The organism is Blautia sp. NSJ-175 (assembly GCF_022867815.1).
GTDB classification, from domain to species: domain Bacteria; phylum Bacillota; class Clostridia; order Lachnospirales; family Lachnospiraceae; genus Blautia; species Blautia celeris.
Genome location: NZ_JALIFQ010000002.1, coordinates 248,691 through 272,186 on the forward strand (window position 1 = coordinate 248,691; position 23,496 = coordinate 272,186).

Here is a 23,496-nt window from a genome sequence, read left to right on the forward strand (position 1 = left end):
CTCTTTTCCTTAACCTTTTACACCGCCGTCAGTTCTGCCGCCCTTGATCAGTCTCTGGCTGAATCCATACATGATCACTACAGGGAGCGAGGTAACCAAAGATGCCGCCATCATTCTTCCCCATACGTAATCCGGTGTATTGAACAGGGAGTTGAGTCCGATCGGAATCGTCATCATATCCGGGGAGTCAATGAATATGGATGCAAAAAGCACATCATTCCATGCGATCATAAATGCGTAAACGAATACAGATATCAGTCCTGAAATAGAAAGCGGAACAATGATGCGGAAAATAATGCCCATCTTGCTGAGGCCATCCACTCTTCCTGCCTCCTCCAGCTCTTTCGGTATAGTGTCAAAATAACTTCTTGTCATATAGATGGCTGTGGGAAGTGTCTGGATGATCATACACACAATTACAGCCTCTCTGCTGTTCTTTAACCCGATGGCAGAGAGCATACGGAACAGGGGAACGATAAGCAGAATCCCGGAAAACATATAAACCAGGAAAAACATTTCGCTGATTCCCTTTTTTCCTTTGAATTTCAGCTTTGAAAGCGCATACCCGCCCAGGATCCCCAGAAATACAGCCAGTACGGAGACCGTCAGGGCAATATACAGACTGTTTCCAAAGTATTTCAGATACGGGAAAATACCCGGATCAAAAATATCAATAAAGTGCTGGAAGGTCCATGTCTTCGGAATGACCGTCGGCGGATACGCAATGGTTTCCGCTGTGGATTTTATGGACACGCTGAGCATGATGAGGAATGGGAACAGCAGGATCACAACCAGCAATACTACTCTCACATAGAAAAATATCTCTTTTAATGTTTTTCTCTTAATCTTCTTCAACTCTCAGCACCTTCTTTCTGATCAGCATAACAAGGCTGAAGATCACCACGAACAATACAATGGAAATGGCTGCTGCCTTGCCGAAATCATGTGTGGCAAAAGCCATATCGTACAGGTATACACCCAGTACATTTACCTGTTTTGTCAGGAGATATACTTCCGTATAAATGTAGAATACCCAGATTGTCCTCAGGCTGACTACTGTTACCAGTGTTGGTTTGATGGCAGGATATGTAACTGCCAGGAACTTCTGCCATGAGGTAGCTCCATCCATGTCAGCAGCCTCATACAGGCTCTTGTCCACAGACTGCAGGATCGCCACAAAGGACATGTATGCATACGGATAGAATTTCCATATAGCAAATATAGTGACAAGGATAAACGCACTTGCCGGCTGGTCAAACCATAACGGAACCTCATCTGCCAGCTTGAGCACATCCACTATGATATAGTTAATGATACCATAAATATTGTTGAACATATAACGCCATGCGAAAATAAGACACACAGCCGGAACCACGTAAGACAGAATAATAATTGAATTTACAAGCTTTTTACCCACAAACTCCCGGTTCATGAATACTGCGATAGCCAGACCGAACGCGGTACTTACTGCAGTTACCAGAACGGTGAAGATCAGGGTGACAAATACGGACTGGTAGAAGCTTTTATCCTGAAATACAGCCTTAAAATTATCAAGCCCCACAAACTCTGACGCCATTCTGGGATTGATGGGCACATCCTGGAAACTGATCACAATATTGTAGATCATTGGATAGCCTATCAGCAATACCAGCAGGATCAGACTTGGTGCCAGCAGGGCATAAGCAAATCTGGTATCATTTCCGCCCAGTTTTTTCTTTTTGGACTTCATTCCTTTCCCCTTTCTGCTCTTATCAAAGGCTGCTGTACAGGCGGACAGTCCGCCGCCCGCACAGCATCTCTTTTCCTTTATTTGATCAGTTTTTCAACTGCTTCCTGTGCAGTTTCAAGTTCTTTGTCAATGTCAGCGTTCTGTACAACCACATTGTTGATCATTTTGCTGATAGCACCTGTGTTTGTCACATCGCCCATCTCTGTAAAATTCTTTCCGTCAACAGTACCAAAGAGCTGAAGGCTGTCAACTGCTGCTGCGATATCATCGTTTAATCCTGCGAATGCCTTACGCTCTTCCATATCGGTGTAGGCAGCATCATCACTCACTTCTTTTAATACCGGCTGGATTCCGCCCGGTGCCATGTTCAGCCAATTGATATTATTCTCTTTTTCCAGAAGGAAGGAGACAAATTTCTTGGCAGCATCTGTTTCTGCGTCCTCCATACCGTCAGCAATACCCAGAACTGTGATACAGCCGTAAGAAACAGGCTCTTTCTTGTTCGGCAGAACCAGTGCCAGGTCCTCAGCAAATCCGGCTTCCTTCACTGCGTTTAAAATATAGGTGGAGTACATTGCCATCGGTGTGTTCTTTCCGACAAAAGCATCTTTTACATCTGCAACTTCTGTGGAGCCCGGCATGGAGTAAGATGCCAGCTCTTTGTAGAATTCCACTGCTTCTTTCATTTCCGGTGTATTTACCGTAACATTTTTATCTTTGTCAAATACGTTTGCGTCATTGGACAGAGCGTACTGTGAAAATACCTGCTCTGTAAAGGCTGACTCTGATGTAGGAAGAGCAATGCCGTATTTTTTGTTGGCCTGGTCATTGAATGCTGCAGCCACTTCCAGGATATCATCCCAGTTTTCCGGCAGCTCCAGTCCTTTTTCCTGAAGCATCGCTGTGTTGACCCAGATTCCCTGTACCCAGCTGCAGATTGGAACACCTACATATCCGCTTCCGTCCTCTGTCTTTGTCACATCCAGCGCGCCTTCGTAGAAGGAATCCTCTCCCTTCTGGTCAATGACTTCTTTCACTGCGTCCAGGTTTGTGAACTGGTTTGACACACTTGTTTTTGCCTGGTCCTGGCTGTATTCAATGATGGCCGGAAGTTCGCCGCTTCCTCCGAGAGCTACAATCTTGGAATCATAGTCATCCTCATTTACCGGGATGGACTCCACTTCAATGTTTTCATTTTCCTTTTCAAAATCGTCGATGATCGCCTGCACCACATCCTGCCGTTCCTGTTCTACCTGCTGGTGCATGAACTGGATCTTTACCTTACCGCTTTTGCTGTCACCTTTCGCTTCTTCTTTGCCGCTTCCGCTGCTTCCGCAGCCTGCTGTAAAGGTGGAAACCATGGCTGCTGCCAGTAATACACACAATGCTTTTTTCTTCATAATTTTTTCTCCTTTTTTTGAATTCTCATTATTTATTTGTGTCAAAAAGACCGTCTTAAAACAATTCGGACGCCGCCTTTCTGCAACAATCACTGTTTCTTCAGCCAGACTGTACCGTATGGTACCATGCTGATTTTTTCCTGTATCTCTTTATCAAAGAGCAGGTCCTTTCCGCAGATGTGCGGAAGATTCAGTTCAACATTATGGGAGGATACATTTATCAGGGCGTAAATGATCTCCCCTGTTTCCCTGTTCTCACGTTTCAGTGCCAGAACTCTCGGATCCAGGTCCATGACCTCCTGTTCTGCCTCCGGTGAAAATGCGCTCTCCCCGTTTCTGATCCGGAGTCTTCTGCGCATTTCATGAAAGATCCTGCTTCTGTTTGTCTTTCCGTCTAACTGCTGCTTCAGATAATCATAATCTATCTTCTCCCGGTTGATCCTTCTGGGGATATCCGATGTGGTCATACCGGAATAATCGTTTCTGGAACCCAGCAGGCTGTGGATGTAAATACCGGGAACACCCTGCATGGAAAGTAAAATAGTCTCTGCTGCCAGGAATTTTCCAATCCGTTCCTCGTCTGACTCATCGGGTCCTGCCAGGGCATCCTGATAATTGATATTCAGCTCGTAAGGGCTTTTGGTCCCGTCTCCGTTATCTTTATAAGAAACCCTGCCTCCGTTTTTAAGAGCCGCCTCCACAAGAAACTGTCTGTCTTCGTCACTCAGGATTCCCTCAGTGGGTCTCACCCCGATTCCGTCATGGGAACTGAGAAAATTAAAATATGTTACCCTGCTGCCTGGAAGTTTGAGGCCTGCCATCCAGGAACTGAGAATGGATGCATCTCCCTTTAAGAGGGAATACATGGTGAGCGGCGGCAGCGGAAACTGGTAAACCAGATCAGCTTCATCCTCCCCATTGCCGAAATAACTGATATTATCCGCATGGGGAACATTTGTCTCTGTGATCAGTTTTGTGCCCGGTGCGTATTCCTGCAGCACATCCTTCATGAGTTTGATAAGCTCATGTGTTTCCGGCAGATGCATACAGGTTGTTCCAAGCTGTTTCCACATAAACCCAATGGCATCCAGCCGTATAAATTTTGCCCCTGCCTTTGCGTACATGACCAGAATATCGAGAACCTCCGCAAGCACATCGGGACATTCAAAATTCAGGTCGATCTGGTCTTCACTGAAGGTTGTCCATACATGCTTTTCCCCCTCCTTTGTGTGAAAGGCCGTCAGAAGAGGAAGTGCTCTTGGCCTGGTCACTGTGCTGTAATCCGCATTTGGATCACAGGTGATAAAATAATCTCTGTAAGGTGCCTCGCATTCCAGATAACGGCTGAACCATTCACTGCTTTTGGATATATGGTTGATCACCGCGTCAAACATCAGCCCGTAATTTTCAGATAGTGCGGATATATCCTCCCAGTCACCCAGTTCCGGATTGATGCTTCTGTAATCCACCACAGAAAATCCATCATCTGATGTATAGGGATACATTGGGAGCAGATGTACATTTGTCACCGCATCCCCCACAAAATCTTCCAAAAATTTATGAAGTACCTGAAGACCCGGTTCTCCCTTTTTGGTGATAGTATCTCCGTATGTGATCAAAATACTATCTCTCTGGGTTAACTTCTTTCCTTTTTCTTCCGCCGGCTGATACTTTTGCAGCTGACGGGAAATTTTGTCCCAGGCTTCGCTTATTTTTCCGTCGTCTTTATAGATGACGGCCAGCCTCTGTCTTGCCTTTGTTTCCAGGTTCATATTTTTCTCCTTTCTGACAACGTTGTCACTAAAAGACAACGTTGTCATTATGGAAGGAAGTATCTCCTTCCTTTTTTATGGTATTATGTAGATTTTCTTTCAATAATCTCTGTCGGAAATTTAAATATCTTTCTTGCATCCTCTTTTTTACCTTCTTCTATCTCTCCTACCACAAAATCAATACAGCATTTTGCAAGCTGTTTAAAATCCTGAGCGACAGTGGAAATAGGAGGATAATAAAATTCGCCTAATGTTATATTATCAATCCCAAGAACAGCCACATCTTCCGGTATCCTCATGCCTTTCTCATATATCCCTCTGTAGACACCAAGTGCTCTCTCATCACCGGATACGAAGAATGCCTGTATATCATACTCCTCCAGGACTTCCTTTGACTTGTGATAAGCCTTTTCCACGGTATCGATCCCTGTAAAGATATGATACTGGGCGCCTGTTCCATACATGGCTTTTTCAAAGCCTTCTATGCGGAGCTGAGTGGACAGGAATTTCTGTTCGCCTATCAGCAGTGCTATCTTGCTGTATCCCCTGCCTATCAGATATCTGCCTCCATTATAGCCCACATCAAAATTGTCAAGGCTGACGGAAGGAACATCCGGATTCTCAGGCTCACCGAATACCACATACGGTATGTTATGCTTTTCAAAGTAATCCACCCGCGGGTCATTGAGAATATTCTCCAGCAGTATGGCGCCGTCTGCTATACCGCTTGCCATCAGATAGAAACCGTCGGTCTCATCCTCCTCGAACTTTTCACTGTTGGACGGAGAAAGGACTATCTTCATGTTTCTGTCCTTCGCATAAGAGAACAGATGCTTCAGCATGATATTATGCCAGATGCTTAAATGTTCCTCATGATGACGGTCAGCAAAAACCACGATAATATTCGTACGGTTTCCCTTCAGTCCCTTTGCCAGGATATTCACCTGATATCCCTGTTCTTTCATGGCAGCAAAGACCTTTTTCTTGGTCGCATCACTGACATTAGGGCTGTTGTTGATCACCCTTGATACTGTTTTCATGGATACGCCGCAGGCATTGGCTACATCAATAATCGTCGCTTTTTTCATCTTGTTTTAATTCTCCATTTGTCTTACGTTGTCATTTTACGAAATTAACATATAAATGTCAATAGGATTTCTGTATTTATATTTTTTTCGTTATTATTCCTGTATTTAGATTGCTGTTTTTATATAATATTCACAATACAGCGTTACAGACAGGAGAAGGGATTCCTGTCCTGTCATTGCAGAATTTTCCTGATATGTATTATTATAACGCAAAAACAGACCCTGTAAAAGGAGATGTTTCCACAATCATCCTAATTACAGAGTCTGTAACTCCTACCACTGCACTGCCTGTTTCCTGAAAATCAGATACGCAGCCGCACACAAAACAACTCCGGCCCCCACCATCATACCGATCTGCGCCCAGGTCTGAAATCCTCCGAACCACTGTCCCCACGCAATCCCGATACGGTTCATGACGTTACTGTCCCTGCCCTCTGCAGCACCGGGCAGTGTCCAGCAGCCGAGCAGCCAGAAGGCCAGAATGACGACCCTTCCTCTTTTGAACTGTCGTACAATGGCCGCCCCCAGAGCAGCACAACCGTTTAAAGCTGCGGCCCCTCCAAAGATCCAGGGCACTGTAAACTTCGTCATGATTGGTATATTTTCTTTTATTTTCCCCGGAAGCAGCACGCCGTATATGGCTGTCTCCACACGCAGAAGCAGAAACAGACCTGCTAAGAGCACCAGTGTCATGAGAAAATATACGATAATAGCTGACGGGTAATACTGCTTTCTTGTTTTTCCCATGCTGACCGCCATATCAAATCCCATGCACAGGCTGAATATATTTCCGAATATGATCAGACACAGAACAGCGATTGCCGCTATCATGCTGCCCAGAGGGAAATAACTCTCCTCATTGCCGAACATATGCACACAGGTCATGATAACCATACCCAGGGCACACAGTCCTGCCTCCAGAGCCAGATAAACTCTCATGTCGCAGACCTCTATTTTTACCTGCTCCTTTATTGATTTCCACATGATATCCCTCCTCTACTGCGCCTCAAGGCCTTCCAGCAGGCGTCTTGAAATAATAATATCCAAAATCCATACGACTGCCGTAGCTGCGGCTGTATATATAAGCACATTCGTAAATTTAAAGTCAAAACGGATGTCCTTAATATTCATGGCTACAATTGCTCCCAGGGCGCCTCCGCCGATGGCGAAAAAGGAAACCATGATTATCATTCCTATCTTCCGGAACCGCAGATAGACGAGCCCCACAACTTCTCCCACGGATGTCACAAGGAGCAGAGCGCAGAATGCGACCGCCAGAATCTCCAGTGCCTCAGCCGTATTTCCCCTGACAAACTGCCAGTCTCCGACTGCCGCCAGCAATAAAGTGATGGCAGACATCAGTACCGCAACTACCAGCTTCATGATCTGCATTCCCATCAAAGCATCTTTCCGCCTGCAGTTCAGGCACATACCCGCAGGTATATAACTGGTATACACACCGGAGGACGTCACCGCCGATACAAATACCGTGACAAGCATCATCTTAACAGGCAGATCAGATACCATACGCCCGCCGGATGCCTTTGAAAATCCCAGCCATATCTGCCCCCCGGTCAGCACTGTCATACCCAGAACCACTACGACAGACATGCCTATAACCTGCAGTGCCCATTCCATGAACAGTCTCCACTTCTTCATCTCTATACCTCCCCGCCGCACATCGCCACGAATATTTTCTGAAGATTCATTGGCTGTACACTGACACTGTCTGCAGCTTCCACTCTCTGGCCCGGCTCCAGTTTTACGGTGACGCTTTTGCTCCTTCCAATGGTCTCCTCTCTGTATTTCGTAAGTCCTGCTGTCGCGGCATCCACATCCTCTTCCCTGCCGCTTACATGTACACAGCTTTCCAGAAGTTCCTGGGTATTCTCCTTCAGTACCATTTTGCCTTCATGCAGAATGATAACTTCCTCGAAAAGGTCTGCTGCTTCCTCAATAATATGTGTGGAGATGACAAAGGTACGCCCTGTCTCCGTATATTCCTCCAACAGTATCCTGTAGAACTGTTCCCTTGCCACTACATCAAGCCCTGCAACGGGTTCATCCAGCAATGTGAAATCTGCTTTGCTGGCAAGTGCCACGATTATGGTGACCATGGATGTCATACCTTTTGACAGCTTGGAGATCCTTTTTTTCCGGTCCAAATGGAAAATGTCAAGCAGATGCTCTGCCATCTCCTTATCCCAGTGAGGCATGTATGTCTCTGCCATTTTCAGATACTCTTTTATTTTCAATGCGCCGATTCCTCCGGCATTCATATTGGCATTGATCTCCCTTGAAAAACAGAGATGGGACAGGGACGTCTCATTTTCCCAGACCGGCTGTCCGTTCAATGTGACAGTTCCGTGCGTGGCCGGATTCTGGGCGGTCAAAACTGACAGAAGCGTGGTCTTGCCCGCGCCGTTTCGTCCGATCAGGCCGTATATTTTTCCCTTCTCCAATGTAAGGCTCACATTGTCCAGTGCCCTTTTGTCTTTATATTGTTTTACCAGATTCTCACATTTTAATGTCATTACGCTCATTTTGCATCCTCCCCTTTTCCTGCTGCTATCATATCGATCAATTCTTCTTTGGTGATTCCCAGGCTTGCCGCTTCTGTCAGAAGGCTTCTGATATAATCATCAAAAAATCTCTCTTTTCTCTTCCTCACGATTACCTGCTTTGCTCCTGATGCTACAAACATTCCAATCCCCCTTTTCTTATACAAAATACCTTCATCCACCAGAAGATTTATACCCTTTGCCGCTGTTGCCGGATTGATGGCGTAGAGCTTCGCCAGTTCATTTGTACTCGGCACCCGCTCTTCCTCCAGCAGAATATCCCGGATAATATCGTTTTCTATCATTTCCTTGATCTGTAAATATATGGACTTCTCCTGACTCAATAGTTCCTGCAAGCATCTCACTCCCTTTCTGGAAAATATCTATGACCGCCTTAGTTATACGGTTCATTACTTGTGTAATTAACCATAGCACTTATGAACCTATTTGTCAACACCTTTGTTGCAGGAAAGGGGTTGTAACCGCGAATAAAATCTCTTATAATAAATAAAGCCTTTAAGAAATGAGGATTTTATTGTGAAAAAAACCAAACTATGGATAAATGCCCTGGTCCTGGCCTCCTGCCTTCTTCTCGGCAGCGGACAGGCCTCAGTATACGGAGCTGCCCAGAACGCAGCGCAGGCACCTGCTGACCCAAACGCTGCCGCAGCCGATCCAAATGCCGCAGCAGCCGATCCAAATGCCGCCTCGGCCGACCCAAACGTACCTGCAGATGCCGCCGAGGCACCAAAGGATCCAAATGCGCCGCCGGACAGTTATAACTGGGAAGTCCAGTCCGATGCGCTTCCGGGGTGGCCCACAGGCCCGCAGGTAGCTGCGGAAACCGCCATTCTTATGGATGCAGAGACAGGGGAGATACTCTACGCCAAGGGTATCGACGAAAAGAGGTACCCGGCAAGCACCACTAAGATCATGACAGCCCTGATTGCCATTGAGAACAGCGCTCTGACAGACCAGGTCACCTTCTCGGCTGAGGCTGTAAACGGCATAGAACCCGGCAGCACTCATATCGGCATTAAGCCCCGCGAGATACTTACCATGGAACAGAGCCTGTACGCTATCCTGCTGGCATCCGCCAATGAGGTCTCATCCGGCGTAGCTGAGTTTGTGGGCGGCAGTATCCCTGACTTTGTAAATATGATGAACGCCAGAGCGGAGAAGCTCGGATGCAAAAACACCCACTTTGTCAATGCCAACGGCCTTCATGACCCGGAACATTACACCACAGCCCGGGATCTCGCGAATATTGCCAGAGAAGCCTTTAAAAACGAGACCTTCCGCAAGATCATCGGAACAGAATACTACATTGAGCCAAAGACCAACATCACAGACGAGGAACGCTGGCTGAACAACCATCACAAAATGCTGGTATCCGGTGACATGCATTACGATGGATGTCTGGGCGGAAAAACAGGATACACAAGCGATGCCGGAAACTCGCTTGTGACATATGCCCAGAGAAACGGCATGTACCTGATTTCTGTGGTCCTGGCCGACAATGCCGTCTATCAGTATCCGGATACCGCGGCACTTTTAGACTACGGATTTTCCAATTTCCACAAGGTAGTTCTTGCCCAGAAGGGGGAGGTTGAATGTCTGAAACCCCTGCCCATTGAGCATTATCTCTACAACCTGACCAAAGCTAAAACGATGACGCGTTTTACAGATACCGCAACAGCGGACCTGCCGACAGACCTGCCTGTTGAGAAACTAACCCGTAAGACTTCCCTGGAAAAAAAGATACAGACCACAGAGTATTATCTGGGCGAGCAGCTCCTCTCAACAAGCCATGCAGAGGTCTGTCCGACCCTCACCCTGCCGGAATTCCTGGATGCGGTCAAAGACTCTCCTGCCAATACAGCAAATACAGCCGGGGCAGCCGCACAGAATAACACCGCGGACAGCGCGTCTGCCGAAAGAACACCCAAGACCTCTTCCAGTTCCCTGGGTGAATTCTTCCAGGAACTTAAATATAACTTCCGGAACATGCCCACGTGGAAGTATCCGGCACTCATTTTCCTGCTGTCAGCCGTTATCTTCTATATTGTACTGCTTATCATTAAGATCAAAAGACACCGGAAAAAGAAGGCCAGGAACAAAAAAAAGAAGAAATAAGAAAGACCGGGACAGCCTCCCCTCTATGGTTTGGCTGCCCCGGTTTCCCGTTTCCTTCTGTTATCTTCTGCTTCTTTTCTTTTTCATTTCCAATACAATGATACCTGCCGCCGATACTGCAAAGAGACCTGCAAACATTCCTGTCCTTGCCTCGTCCTTTGTCTTGGGTGACTTCACACTACTGCCGCCGGAAGTACCTTTTGCGCCGCTTCCATTGTTGTTGGTGCCGGTATTCTTATTTCCCTGTCCGCTTCCGGACGGTTTTGCAGGCGGTTTCGGTTTGTCACTGCCGTTATCCCCCGGTGTCGTAGGTGTCGTTGGTGTGGTACCTGGTTTATGAGGATCTTCCGGGTCACTGGGTTTTTCCGGGTCTTTCGGATCATCCGGATCATCCGGTTTTTCTGCCGGTTTCTTCTCCAGTGCGGATATGGCATTTTTCAGCAGTTCTACCTGCTCATCAATCTGTTCCTGTGTGGCATTCTCATCCGCGTATACGCCCTCGGCTGCAATTATGGCATTCTGCAGATTTCCATAACTTTCATCTGTAAAATCACCCTGCTCGATAGCCTTTGCCTCAATGATCTTGGCATTCAGCTTCTCTCTGTCAACTTCCGCAGGCTCTTCCTTATCTGTGAGTTCAGACAGAGCCGCTGTAAGCTGTGCTGTCAGGCTGTTGATCTCCTCAGCTGTCAGTTCCGGATTCTCCAGGGCATCGCTGAGTGCTTTGCTCTGCAGCGCAATCTTCTCGAGACTTTCCTCTGAATAGAGGGTTGTATCAAGTGCTGCTGCCTGGGCCAGTCTCATCTTCGCCAGATCCCTTGCCGTGTCCTCCGCTGAAACCTCCTCTGTCGGTACCAGACCATTTACGGCCTCCTCCAGAAGAGCTGAAATATTATCTACCATCTCCTGGGTATACCAGGTCTCTTCCAGTGCTTCGGATGCCTGAGCCAGTACATCGGTAAGGTTCCGGAAGCTTTCCTCCGTATATAGTTCAGGATCAGCCTCCCTGCATCCCGCTGCCATTGCAGCAAGCCTGTCTTTCTTCACCTGTTCGATCACTTTGACTTCAAGGGCATCGATAAGAGCCTGCAGTTCATCACATTTCTGGTCCACCAGCTCCTGTGCTGCCTCATCGTCTTCAATCACTACTTCCGCCTCTGCGATCTTATCCAGAAGGACGCCGTAGCTCTCCTCCGTATATTTATCCGGGTTCAAGGCCTTTGCACCTTCCACTTTCGCCTTCAGAAGCTCTTTATCCACTTCCGGCTCTGCAGGTTCCTGCCCGAATACCTGGAATTCCGCAAATGCAGGCCAGTAGTCCGCACCGTCGTATTCCGGGAATCCTGTGAGAACCACTCTGACATAACGGTAACTCTCCGCAGATGTCAGTGTACCTGTTTCCGTACGGATACCGCTCTCGGACTCTGTCTTATCTTCCAGGACATCAAAATTCTCTCCGTCTTTTGAGCCTTCGATTCTGTACTGCCAGAATCCCTCTGCCTCGTCCTTTTCAAAATCAAGCTGGTAATTGCTGAGTACAAACTCACTGCCCAGATCCACCTGCCACCACTGAGGAAGCAGATTTTCCACAGCGTCACCGTTTACGATCCATAAAGTATCTGTGCTTCCGTCATTGCCGTTTGATGCAGGCGCATACTCTTCCGCAGATGATGTCACCGGCTTATTCAGTGCCAGATTGCCGTCTGTATGCTCATCCAGACTGTCCACTGCTGCCTGAAGTGCATAAATGGCTGCATCCACCTGCTCCGGTGTAACTGCCGCGTTAAAATCTGCTTTTGCCTGTTCCAGTGCATTCATCAGATTCTGCCAGGACTCATCTGTATAATTTCCCTGCTGCATGTATTTTACTTTCAGGATCAGATCTGTCAAAGCGGATTTGTCAAGCTCACTGTTGTCCCTCTCATAAACCTTAAATTCCGCAAATCCGGGCCAGTAGTCATCCCCCGGGAATTTTGTCAGTCTGATCAGGATAAACCGATAGGAAGTACCCGGTTCAAAGCTTCCGGTCTGCACTCTGGAACCATCTGTATTTTCTGACGCGTCATAAATAGGCTGTTCCTCAAAGTACTCCTCACCATCACGTGCTGCCTCTATGGTGTAACCCCAGGCATTCTCTTCATCCTGTTCAAACACCAGCTCAAAATCAGACAGGTCATAATCCTGTCCCAGATCCACGAACCAATAGCCGTCCAGGTCATCCCCTGCATGTACCCACATGGTTCCCTCATCCCCGTCGTTTCCGCAGGATGGTGAGTACTGGTCGTTCCCATCTGAATAAGCGGGTTGGTTCAGTGCCAGGTTGTATCTCGCATACTCCGCATCCTCCAAAACCAGGTTGTCAAACTTTACATCACTGCTTCCTTTTGGGGAGTTGACAGTGACGGTCATTTCCTTGATAGCAGATGGAATCTGGAGTTCATAGGTATTCTTCAGTGTTGTAATGTTGAATGTCTTCTCATATCCATTGCCCCCGATCTTCACCAGAGCGCTTCCTGAGCAGTGTGCCTGGAAGGATTTGAGGGTCTTATTGTCCGGAAGGCTGATCTTATATACCGTACTCTGTCCGTCCCCGTACAGCTCTTTGGAGCTTCCTGTCTGTGCGGTAAGCCATCCCTCCCGGAAATCACAGTCTGCGTAGGAGCCTGTAAGTGCTGTCTCCTCCTCAGGACGGTCCTCGAAGTCGATTCCCGCATTCTGCGCACCAATCTCAGCAAAACTATTGTCAGCGCCGACATTGGGGTATCCGTCAGAGGATACCGGATTGCCGAAATAGTCAAGTCCGCCGTTATCCGGTATCAGCGCTCCCGTGCCTATACAGCCGGAAGTCTCTTTCAGCTTAAACCCGTCCACTCCGGCGCCTGCTGTTCCCAGATCCTCAAAATCAGAAGCTTTAACTTCCAATGCATTTTCATCATCCGCTCTTCTGATATTCTGGTCCGTGCCGCCGTAAGCATTGTTGTCCACGCTGCCCTTAAACCATTCACTCCAGCCTTTGGACTGGGCGTCACTGTAAATGATATTGTTCTTAAACTGGAAGTCCGCATCGTTTAACTGCTGCTGGTCCCAGTTGTTGGTGATATAGCTGTCATGGCCTTCACTGAGGTAAAAGTCATTGTTATACACATACATCTTATTTCCGCTTCCGCTGGAATATCCGCCCAGGGTCACAATAGCCCCGCCGCCGTATACGTTGGTTCCCCATCCGTCATTCTCACTGATGTTGTAACGGATATATGTAGTGTATTTTGTCCCCAGGGCACACTCGAAAAATGCGCCTGACGGGTTGTCATGTGTATAGTTGTACTGAATATAATTCAGTTTCGCGTTCACATCCGCGTCAAATGCCTGGGAATCCTCCTTGCTGCTGGACGCGCCTGAACCGAAGACCTCATTGAACTGCACCACGGTACAGTCACCGTTCTCCCACCATACCGGCACGTTTCCGTTAGGTCCGCTGTTGCAGCCGTCACAGGTGTTGTGCTCTATAAGGGCATTGCTGTAGGCGGAGGGACAAATCGCCGCGTTTCCGATATCCTTGCAGTAGTTGTTGCGGATCACAAGATTGGTGCTGTTGACCCTCTGACCTGCATACTCGCTGTCCGGAATGCCGCTCTCGTGCTGAAACTGACTGCTTCCCCATGTGGACAGGAAGTTGATGCCGTAATGGTTGATATTCGGCCCGACATAGTTGTTCTCCACTACAATATCATCCCAATTGGTAGGTACCTGATTGCCCCTGATAATGTAAATGATACCGCCGCGCCCGATGCCGGCCTGCTGACCGATGGGGTGTGAGACTACATCATGCACATACAGATTCTGACAGTACATATGGCGCAGTGTCCCCGCGTCCTCTCCCATGATCAGGATCCCGTACTTCTTAATGTGGTCATCCGGGTTGTCCCCGGGTATTCTGTTGGTCACTTCCAGGGATGTGATCTCCCAGTATTCCTGGTTGTAGAAGTAGACAGCCGAGTTAAAGATCCTGTTTTCCAGGTCATCCCCGTCTTCCCCGCACCAGTTATTGCCGTCGATCCTGGGCCTTTCATCCCCTTCACCGTAAGCGCCGATGACAATGGGATTTCCCTCCTCACCGGACCCCTTGGGACTTAACTGCCCTGTCCACACATCTCCTTTTTGAAAGAGAATACGGTCGCCGGGCTGAAATGTAACACTGTTGATCTTGTCAAGGGAGGACCAGGCCTCCGCTTCACTGGTACCGGACGCATCATCGTTCCCCCCGTCCTGGTCCACGTAATAGGTAGTTCCCTCTGCGTCCGCCCACACCGGAATCTCCGGCATAGTGGTGCAGACCATACAGCAGGCAGCGATGCCCGCCAGAATTCTTTTTCCTAATCTCCTCATACTTTCATCCTCTTAACCTGTCTTAATTATAAATTACTCTGGGCTTCCAAAAAGCCGATAAACTGTTCCACACCTCCTCCCAGTACCTGCACATTTTCGGGGCGCTCTCCCCGTGCCTCTGACACGTCAAAGAAATCCCCTGCCATGGTCCGTTCTGTGATCATGAAGCTGTCACTGCCGAACAGTCCCTCTGAGAGCCCGATATACTCGTCCCCCCAGAAAGAACAGTCCTCAGCCTGAATGCCCCACGCAGTGCCAAGCCGCTCCAGGATAGCATTTACATTGTCGCTTTTGCTGGACAATCCCACCTCCAGGTATTTGGCATCCGTGGTTGCTGACAGGGATAATCCCTCCTCCCTGCCAATCTCCTCCGCCATGCGGATAAGCTGTCTCAGATCACCGATCCCGTGCTCTTTCAGGGTCTGATTCAGGCTGTCAAGCTCGTGCTCCTGGAAAAACAACTGCCCGTTCCTGTCATTTTCCACAAGAATATCTATCTTGCAGTAATTTGGCCGGGAAAATACGATGTCTGTCTTAAAATCGAACTCCTGGAGCAGCCGCTCATGGATCCTGTAACACGCCCTGTGTATCCTGAGCATCAGTTCTTTATCCGGGATAAGACTGCAGAAGACTTCGGGCCGTCCGTCATCCGTAAAATGGTAGTTATAAGCCCCCCTGCCCAGACCGTAGAACAGATTCTGCCTCTCCTTCAGGGTAAAATATTCATGGAGCTTTCCGCCTCCGATATTATTGATGGTGGTGCCGCTTATGACAGCCAGCTTCACGCCCTCTGCCAACAGCTTTTTCATGGGAACAACAACCTGATCCACAGGCGCTGTCCTGGAAAAGACCGCAGTCCCGTCCCAGTCAAAAAATACTGCTTTATATTTCTTCATGCCAGGTACCTCCTTCCTCTTTGATACTGCACGCTCTCCCGTTTACATAGAAGACTGCAGGCTTTCCTTCAAGCAGGGTAAAGTCAGCCCCGTTTCTTCCAATCTCCACCTTGAGGGTGCTGCCCTGATAACCGATACAGAACTGATATCCCTCCCATTTTTCCGGCAGATACGGCTTAAAGCGCAGTGTGCCGTCATTGGTCCTCAGCCCTGCAAACCCATTTACCACTGCCTGCCAGGTTCCCGCCATATTGGCAGCGTGGATACCCGCGTAGAAGTTGTTGTGGTAGTCATCCAGGTCCATTCTGGCAGACTGGGAGAAGTAGGTATACGCCTCATCGTAATAACCGATCTCACAGGCTACGATCCCGAAGATACAGGTGGAAAGGGAAGAGTGGTGCAGTGTTACCTCCTGATAGAAATCATAATTTCTCTTAAGCTCTTCCTCAGTGAACAGATTGCTGTACAGATACATGCCCAGAATGGCATCCGCCTGTTTTGACATCCTGTGGCGCATAATGAACAGCGGGTGATAGTTTTCATACAGCCATGCCCTTTTTTCCGGCGGGATCTTAGACTCATCCCACGGTTTGCGCATCATAAATCCGTCATCAAGGGGATAGACCTGACGCTTCTCATCGTATGGGAAATACATATTCTCAATGATCTTATCCCACAAATCTGTCTCCTCCCAGGCAAAATCCAGTTTCCCGGCAAGGCTTTCGTATCTCTCCGGTTCCTGTTCCCTGAGGTACCTGACAGCCTTCAGGGCAGCCCGCAGGCTCTCCCTTGCCAACAGGTTTGTATAGAAATTGTTATCTACCAGCACATTATATTCATCCGGGCCTGTCACATCACAGATGCAGTATTTTCCGCCTTTACATTCCGCAAAGCTTCCCACATCTGCCCATACCCGGGCCATCTCTATGAGCATTTCTGCTCCCTTTTCAAGGAAAAATTCTTTGTCCTTTGTCACATCCAGATAGAGGCATAGGGCATAGGAAATGTCACCGTTTATATGATACTGAGCCGTTCCCAGGGGATAGTAGGTGGACGCCTCCTCCCCGTTGATGGTCCTCCATGGGTACAGAGCGCCTTTATCATGCCCCAGTATCCTGGCTCTGGCCCTTGCCTTATCCAGTGTGCCGTAGCGGTAATCCAGCAGATGCGCAGCGATCTCAGGGTCTGTGTAGACAAATACAGGGAACACATACATTTCCGTATCCCAGAAATAATGCCCCTCGTATCCCTCACCGCTGAGTCCCTTGGCCCCCATTCCGGTTCTTCCGTCGCGCCCGGCTGACTGCATGATGTGGAACAGATTAAAACGGATTCCCTGCTGCAGGGCTTCATCCCCCTTCACTACCACATCGGCCTTTTCCCAGTATCGGTTCATGTAGCTGATCTGCTCTTTTTCCGCCTGCGCATATCCTGCAGCGGCGGCACACCGGAGCATTTTCCCGGTATACGTCTCCAGCTCCTCTCTATCCATATCCAGGTCGGAACTGTAGCATATATATTTTTCCAGACAGACCGTCTCTCCCCGCTCTGCCGCAGCGGTATAGGTAAGGGACACAGCCAGCTCTTCTTTGCAGGCGCTGACCTCATATGGTGCCCCCTCCAGATGGTGCATACATCCGCAGGCTGCGGTGAGACGGCTGTTCCTGGTGACTGCCTCATAGTAAATGCTGTCCCCGTCCGCCTTCACAGCCGTCGGCTCCAGTCTGCGCCCAAAAGGACCATAATCCACAATGGGGTTGGTCTTTCTGGTGTGGTTTTCCACATTTCCCTCAATTCCGGTAACAAAAGTGAGTTCCCCGGAGAAATTAAGAGGCGTCACACAGTACCGGATCTCCATTATATTTTTCCACCGGAAAGATACAAAACGGCTGATCTGTATGCGCATCTGCTTGCCGCCGGGCGTGGTATAGACCAGACTTCTCTCCAGAATTCCGTCACGCATGCGCAGCACACGGCTGTAATCACTGACCGTGCCTTTCTGTATATGGAACTCCTCCCCGCCTGCGTACAGCCTGATCTTCTTTGCGTTGGGCAGATTTAGAAGAGACTGGCTGTGGAGAGGGGAGCCGAAATTGGCCTCCCCGTAGCGGATCTCCTCGCTCTCATAAAACCCGTTGATAAAGTTTCCTTCCAGCCCTGTATCAATGTCAAAATCATAGGCTTCCTCAAAGGTTCCCCTTGTGCCGATATATCCGTTTGACAGGGCGAATGTAGTCTCATTTCTGTAGTTATTCTCAACCCTGAACTCAGTCTCCGTAATGTTCCAGGGCTCCACCGGGTAAATTGGTTTTTTGTTGGTATCCATACATTTATCCTTTCACTGCACCTGCTGTCAGGCTTTCCATAACCTGCCTCTGCAGGATAATAAACACTAAGATCGTCGGCATAACCGTCATGACCACTGCCGCAAACAGCGCAGAATAGTTGTTCGCAAAGGTTCCCATATAATAGTTCAGGGCAATGGGCACGGTCCTGGCGCTGTCACCGCTTGTGAGCATAAGAGCAAAATAAAACTCATTCCAGGTATTGATAAACTGCAGCAGCGCAATGGTCACAAGGCCCGGCTTCGCCAGCGGCAGAATAATATGCAGAAATGTCTGTAAAAATGTAGCTCCGTCTATGTAAGCAGACTCTTCCAGTGCAGTGGAGATCGTCTCATAATAACTCACCATGACAAAGAAGGACATGGGAATCCCCATTGCGGAATACACCAGAATCAGCCCCAGCTTTGTATCGAAGATTCCGAGCGCTTTGAAAATAGCAAAAAGCGGCTGGGAGATAGCCTGTGCCGGAAGCATCAGGGATGCGGAGATCATAAGCACAATCACTGTCTTCAGTTTGAAACGGAACCTGGAAACCACATAGGCGCACATGGCAACCACACAGACCGTCACCAGAACACTGATACCCACGATCAGCACACTGTTCAGGAAATACTTTGCAATAGGCGCGTACTTGAAGGCGTCTTTATAGTTCTGCAGATTCAGGCTCTTCGGCAGCGCAATGGCGGAGGAATTGATCTCCGCATAAGTCTTGAAGGAGCTTAGGAAAGCCCAGATCATGGGGCCTACGGCGATCAGAACGAAGAACAGCATAAAGATATATTTCGGTATACCCAGAAGGCCTTTTTTCACTTTTGACTCATGATACATTTATTTCCCCTCCTGTTTCATTTTTTTCTCCCGGAACAATGCCTGGATGAAGACTACCAGAACCAGTCCCAGGGCAATCTGGATCACACCCACTGCGTTGGCCTTGCCGTAGTTATTTTCCAGAGTCGCTACTTTGTACAGATAAGTGGGCAGGTTCAAAGTTGAGTTGCCCGGTCCGCCCTTTGTGGTCACATAGATGATATCGAACTGAGATACCATGGCCACAGATGCCAGCACTACGCAGGTACCGAAGATATTCTTCATAAGGGGGATGGTGATATAGCGGTCCATCTGCCACGGCTTTGCCCCGTCCACTCTGGCTGCTTCATAGATGGCTGTGTCCACAGCGCCCATCTCTGCCAGGAATATAATGGTGTTGAAACCTGAGTACAGAATCCAGGTGCAGGTCACTGTCCAGAAGGCGAACTTGGAATTGCCGAACAGGTTGGGGATCTGAGCGGCATCCAGGCCGAAAATGCCGTATACGGATTTCAGCACGCCGAAGGTTGGGTTCAGAAGCAGTGTGAACATAACACCAGTGGCTGCTGTGGGAATGATATTCGGTATCATATAGGCTGTTCTGACAAACTTCCAGCCTTTGGGTTTTCTGCGCAGTACAAGCGCCATGATAAATCCCAGAGACACATGGAAGGTACTCTGCAGAACCACCCATACCAGGGTATTCTTGATGGATTCCAGGAAATCCTTGTCCTGGAAAATGGTTTTAAAGTTTTCCAGTCCTTTCAGTACCGGGCTTGTGGAAACCGTATACTCACATAAGGACGTGTACAGAACCGTAACGATGGGTGCTGCATAGATCAATACGAATAAAATCATGCACGGCACAATAAACAGTGCAATCCATACTTTTTTATTCTTTGTGCTCATAGTTATCCCCTTTCTGAAAATGGGGCTGCTGTACCTTGTAAGATTTTGTACAACAACCCCATTTTAAGCTATTTATTTCCTGTTAATTTTTCTGTGCTGCTTCGGAAAGTTTTGTACAGAATTCTTCAGGGGTGATATTTGCATAGGCAAGCTCCGGAAGTTCTGTGGAGAATGTGTCAATAACATTCTGGTACCAGTACGCCTGGTTCTGTCCATATGTCCATTTTGCCTTTGGCTGGATCTCAAGGACTTCCGCCATAAGAGGATCGGAATCCTTCAGGGAATCCGGGATTTCAACCTGGCTGGATACGGGCTGAAGGCCGGCCATTTCCAGTCCCTTTAACTGGTTTTCAATGGATGTCTCAAATTTCAGGAATGCAACTGCCGCTTCAATTTTCTCTGGGTCTTTTGCGCCCACCATATCGCCCGGTGTGGGAACCATTTCCATACCGTATTCCGGAAGGAGCATAATGCCCACCTTGTCGTAGAAGCCTGCCGGTGCTTTCTCTTCACTTCTGATATCCGGGATCATCCACGGTCCGTTGGGGAACATTGCAACTTCACTGTTGAAGAAATGAGTTGCCATGGTATCGTATTTGCCGCCCACTGCGTCTGCTGTGGTGTATTCAGCCAGCATTTTCTGTAAATCTGTGGTGGCTTTTTCAACCTCAGGAGTATTATAATCTGTAGGATACATGGCATTCATGAACTCATTGCCGGTATCCCCTGCAGTTCCGATCAGTCCGCTGTACCACAGGTTTGTCAGCCATCCCAGGTCCGCGGTATCCATTCCGAGAGGAGTGATTCCTTTTTCTTTCAGGGTATCGCATGCCTTGAAGAAGTCATCCCAGGTCTCATACGCCACATCAGGAGCTTCCAGACCTGCCTGCTCAAATAAATCCTTGTTATAGTAGATATAGGATATCTCCTTTGACACAGGAACACCGTAGATCTTGCCGTCCACAGAATTAAATTCCAGTGAACTCTCATCAAACTGGGCTTTCCACTCCGGGTCTTCCTCAAAGTACGATGTCAGATCCTGAACCTTTCCTGACTCCACGGCCAGATTGATGATATTGTTTCCACCGTTGAATACAATGTCCGGAAGGTCACCGCTGGAGATCAGCAGTTTGATCTTCTGGTTGTATGCATCTGTTGTGGGAATCTCCTCGAATTTGAATTCTACATTCTTGCCCTCTTCTGTCTTCTGGAATTCCGTGAAGAGGTAATCATAATATTCAGCCGCATAGTCTGTACCTACGTGGTAATTGATCACGTTGAGCACCACTTTACCATCGGATGACTTTGTCTCTTCCTGTTTGCTGTTTCCGCCCTCATTACTGCCGCATCCGGCTGCCATAGATGCGATCATACCTGCACACAGCAGCACGCTTACCAGTTTCTTTCTCATAAACAGTTCCTCCTTTTTTCGCTGAACTCGTTTTTTACTCAGCTTCCTGATGTAAAAATTATATAAAATTTTCTGATTTTTCTGAATAGACTACAATTACCCGTTCCATCATTATTTTTTACTCTTTCTTGTCATCATATCTGCTATCATTACAGAAAATCTACTACTTTCTGCTAATCTATAATATTTTTTACCTATTCTTGTAAATTTTTGCTCATTTTACAGGAGCACGAAAATACCGGGGTGGTTTATGATATAATATTAAATAATAATCTTACAGAAAGAAGATGTTTTATGGCAATTCCCCTGTTTATCAATAAGAAAAAAGGCACGTTGAGAATGTACATCACCCTGGTGATAACCGTCATACTGGCTGTTTCCCTGATCTTGAGCGGAATCTTCTTTTATAAAAAAACTGCCAATATACTGATTGAAAACCAGAAACAACAGGTAATGAAGGAGCTCTCCCAGGTCAACCAGAACATCACAGACCAGGTGAACAATCTGGACTATGTGAACGCGCTCTTTGTCTCCAACACCATTATAAGAGAAGCCATAGAGCCTTCCGTGGATGATTCCCGCAATAAGCTGGATATCGAAAAGCAGATGAGTTTCCTTCTGATCAATACTTATATGTGGGAACAGAACTATATTAACGGCGTCTGCATTTTTCAAAGCCCCTCCGAATATTACCTTGCCACATCCGGGCCGGGAACCGTAAATATCAAGGCAAATCAGGATATCCTGCAGTCCATCTCCACCTCAGACCCCAATCTGAACATAAAGATGGAGGACTCCACACCGTCCGTACTCTATTTTGTCAGAAATATTTTCAGTTCCTATACCGGTGAGTATGTGGCTACCATTATTATCAATGTAAATAAAAACACCCTGATCGATTTCTACAACGCAGGCATTGACCGGGAGTGGTTCATCTATCTGTACAATGATGAGATCAATCTGATCACCGACAGCCAGAGTCTGCCCTGCGCGGATGAGATCTCCGGGAAACTGGATTTTCTGAATAATGAAACGTATCTGGAAGAAATAGATGCCGGCGGACAGTCCTATCTGACTGCAGCGGAGAAGCTGCCCAATCTGGACATGACCTCCGTGGTCGCCGCGCCCAGGAATCAGGTGCTGGAAAAGCTCAATGACACACTCAGGACTTACATGCTGGTTCTGGCTGTCATTGTCACACTGGTGCTGTGTATTTCCATCATCATCAGCCGCGCAGTCACAAGACCCATTGACAATATGATCTATCAGATCAATAAGATCGCCGAGGGCAAAAAGGACCGCCTCCCGCCTCTGGAGATGTATTCGGAGTTCAACAACCTGGCGGATGCCTTCAACCATATGCTGGATAAACTGGACACTTACTATAAAGATAATCTGGAGAAGCAGCTCCTGCTGAAAAACGCGGAGATCAAAGCACTGCAGTCACAGATGGACCCGCACTTTATGTTCAACACCCTGAACACTATAGCCTGGAAAGCCCAGATGACCAACAATCCTGAGATATACCAGATGGTCATCTCCCTGGGAGAACTGCTGAAGGCCAATGTGGTGTCCAAGGATTTCACCTATGTGAAACTGGAAGATGAACTGCGCTATGTGAAATTCTATACCTACCTGCAGAAAATGCGTTTTGAGGAAAAAATATCCGTGGAAATACAGGCCGACTCTTCCCTGCTGCACTACAAAGTCCCCTGCTTCTGTATCCAGCCCCTTGTTGAGAACTCCATTGTCCACGGCCTGGAGCCGAAAAAAGGCAAGGGAAAGCTGGTGGTCAATGTGATCAAACATAAGGACTGCATGGAAATCCTTGTGGCGGACAACGGAATCGGTTTTGAGACCATCCCCGACATCTGCGATATCCGTCCGTCTTCAGACGAATCACACACCCACATTGGGCTGCGCAACCTGGACAGGCGCCTGTATCTCCTTTTTGGGGAAATGGCTCATCTGAAGATAACAAGCACGTTGAACGTATGCACCACAATTTCTTTTAAACTTCCATTAATAGTTGATTAGCTGTACGGAGGAAACACAT

17 protein-coding genes are annotated in these 23,496 nt (G+C 47.9%); 2 read left to right on the forward strand and 15 right to left on the reverse strand.

Going from position 1 to position 23,496, the window contains the following annotated elements; translation table 11 throughout:
- Positions 1 to 9: 9 nt before the first annotated feature.
- The 9 genes from MUB35_RS04640 to MUB35_RS04680 all read right to left on the reverse strand — a co-directional run bounded on the left by MUB35_RS04640 (position 10) and on the right by MUB35_RS04680 (position 8,906).
- A complete protein-coding gene (locus MUB35_RS04640) occupies positions 10 to 855 on the reverse strand; it encodes a carbohydrate ABC transporter permease (RefSeq protein WP_018595313.1) in 846 nt (281 codons plus the stop codon).
- Positions 842 to 1,729: a carbohydrate ABC transporter permease gene (locus MUB35_RS04645; RefSeq protein WP_018595312.1), complete on the reverse strand. Its 888-nt coding sequence runs from the start codon at positions 1,727 to 1,729 to the stop codon at positions 842 to 844. Before MUB35_RS04645 ends, MUB35_RS04640 begins: the two co-directional genes overlap by 14 nt.
- Positions 1,730 to 1,806: 77 nt before the next feature.
- The gene (locus tag MUB35_RS04650) at positions 1,807 to 3,129 is read right to left on the reverse strand and encodes an ABC transporter substrate-binding protein (RefSeq protein ID WP_054353153.1); all 1,323 of its coding nucleotides are present in this window, start codon (positions 3,127 to 3,129) and stop codon (positions 1,807 to 1,809) included.
- An 89-nt stretch (positions 3,130 to 3,218) separates the two neighbouring features.
- A complete protein-coding gene (locus MUB35_RS04655) occupies positions 3,219 to 4,901 on the reverse strand; it encodes a sugar phosphorylase (RefSeq protein WP_103731356.1) in 1,683 nt (560 codons plus the stop codon).
- An 83-nt stretch (positions 4,902 to 4,984) separates the two neighbouring features.
- Complete coding sequence (locus tag MUB35_RS04660) at positions 4,985 to 5,989, reverse strand: LacI family DNA-binding transcriptional regulator (RefSeq protein ID WP_033140652.1); 1,005 nt, start codon at positions 5,987 to 5,989, stop codon at positions 4,985 to 4,987.
- Between the two features lie 273 nt (positions 5,990 to 6,262).
- Entirely contained in the window at positions 6,263 to 6,973 is a 711-nt protein-coding gene (locus tag MUB35_RS04665) for a hypothetical protein (RefSeq protein WP_054353152.1), read from the reverse strand.
- Between the two features lie 12 nt (positions 6,974 to 6,985).
- Entirely contained in the window at positions 6,986 to 7,648 is a 663-nt protein-coding gene (locus MUB35_RS04670) for a hypothetical protein (RefSeq protein ID WP_186971023.1), read from the reverse strand.
- Positions 7,649 to 7,650: 2 nt separating this feature from the next.
- On the reverse strand, positions 7,651 to 8,532 hold the full coding sequence (locus MUB35_RS04675) for an ABC transporter ATP-binding protein (RefSeq protein ID WP_186971024.1): 882 nt from the start codon (positions 8,530 to 8,532) through the stop codon (positions 7,651 to 7,653).
- A complete protein-coding gene (locus MUB35_RS04680; RefSeq protein WP_186971025.1) occupies positions 8,529 to 8,906 on the reverse strand; it encodes a GntR family transcriptional regulator in 378 nt (125 codons plus the stop codon). Before MUB35_RS04680 ends, MUB35_RS04675 begins: the two co-directional genes overlap by 4 nt.
- A gap of 181 nt (positions 8,907 to 9,087) precedes the next feature.
- Here MUB35_RS04680 and MUB35_RS04685 point away from each other — a divergent pair, with 181 nt between their 5' ends.
- Complete coding sequence (locus tag MUB35_RS04685) at positions 9,088 to 10,686, forward strand: D-alanyl-D-alanine carboxypeptidase family protein (protein WP_186971026.1); 1,599 nt, start codon at positions 9,088 to 9,090, stop codon at positions 10,684 to 10,686.
- Positions 10,687 to 10,746: 60 nt separating this feature from the next.
- Here MUB35_RS04685 and MUB35_RS04690 read toward each other — a convergent pair whose 3' ends face one another.
- The 6 genes from MUB35_RS04690 to MUB35_RS04715 all read right to left on the reverse strand — a co-directional run bounded on the left by MUB35_RS04690 (position 10,747) and on the right by MUB35_RS04715 (position 21,440).
- A complete protein-coding gene (locus MUB35_RS04690; protein WP_186971027.1) occupies positions 10,747 to 15,072 on the reverse strand; it encodes a discoidin domain-containing protein in 4,326 nt (1,441 codons plus the stop codon).
- A gap of 26 nt (positions 15,073 to 15,098) precedes the next feature.
- Positions 15,099 to 15,968 (reverse strand): HAD family hydrolase, encoded by an 870-nt coding sequence (locus MUB35_RS04695; RefSeq protein ID WP_186971028.1) that lies wholly within the window; start codon positions 15,966 to 15,968, stop codon positions 15,099 to 15,101.
- Entirely contained in the window at positions 15,955 to 18,294 is a 2,340-nt protein-coding gene (locus MUB35_RS04700; protein ID WP_186971029.1) for a glycoside hydrolase family 65 protein, read from the reverse strand. The genes MUB35_RS04695 and MUB35_RS04700 overlap by 14 nt, the downstream gene beginning before the upstream one ends.
- A gap of 4 nt (positions 18,295 to 18,298) precedes the next feature.
- Positions 18,299 to 19,141 carry a carbohydrate ABC transporter permease gene (locus MUB35_RS04705; RefSeq protein WP_018595299.1) on the reverse strand — a complete coding sequence of 281 codons (843 nt, stop codon included), beginning with the start codon at positions 19,139 to 19,141 and terminating at the stop codon, positions 18,299 to 18,301.
- Positions 19,142 to 20,029 (reverse strand): carbohydrate ABC transporter permease, encoded by an 888-nt coding sequence (locus MUB35_RS04710; protein ID WP_033140664.1) that lies wholly within the window; start codon positions 20,027 to 20,029, stop codon positions 19,142 to 19,144. It lies immediately after the preceding gene.
- An 82-nt stretch (positions 20,030 to 20,111) separates the two neighbouring features.
- The gene (locus MUB35_RS04715; protein WP_033140665.1) at positions 20,112 to 21,440 is read right to left on the reverse strand and encodes an ABC transporter substrate-binding protein; all 1,329 of its coding nucleotides are present in this window, start codon (positions 21,438 to 21,440) and stop codon (positions 20,112 to 20,114) included.
- A gap of 294 nt (positions 21,441 to 21,734) precedes the next feature.
- On the opposite strand from MUB35_RS04715, the gene MUB35_RS04720 reads away from it, so the two are divergent.
- A complete protein-coding gene (locus MUB35_RS04720; RefSeq protein WP_103732287.1) occupies positions 21,735 to 23,477 on the forward strand; it encodes a cache domain-containing sensor histidine kinase in 1,743 nt (580 codons plus the stop codon).
- Positions 23,478 to 23,496: the final 19 nt, after the last annotated feature.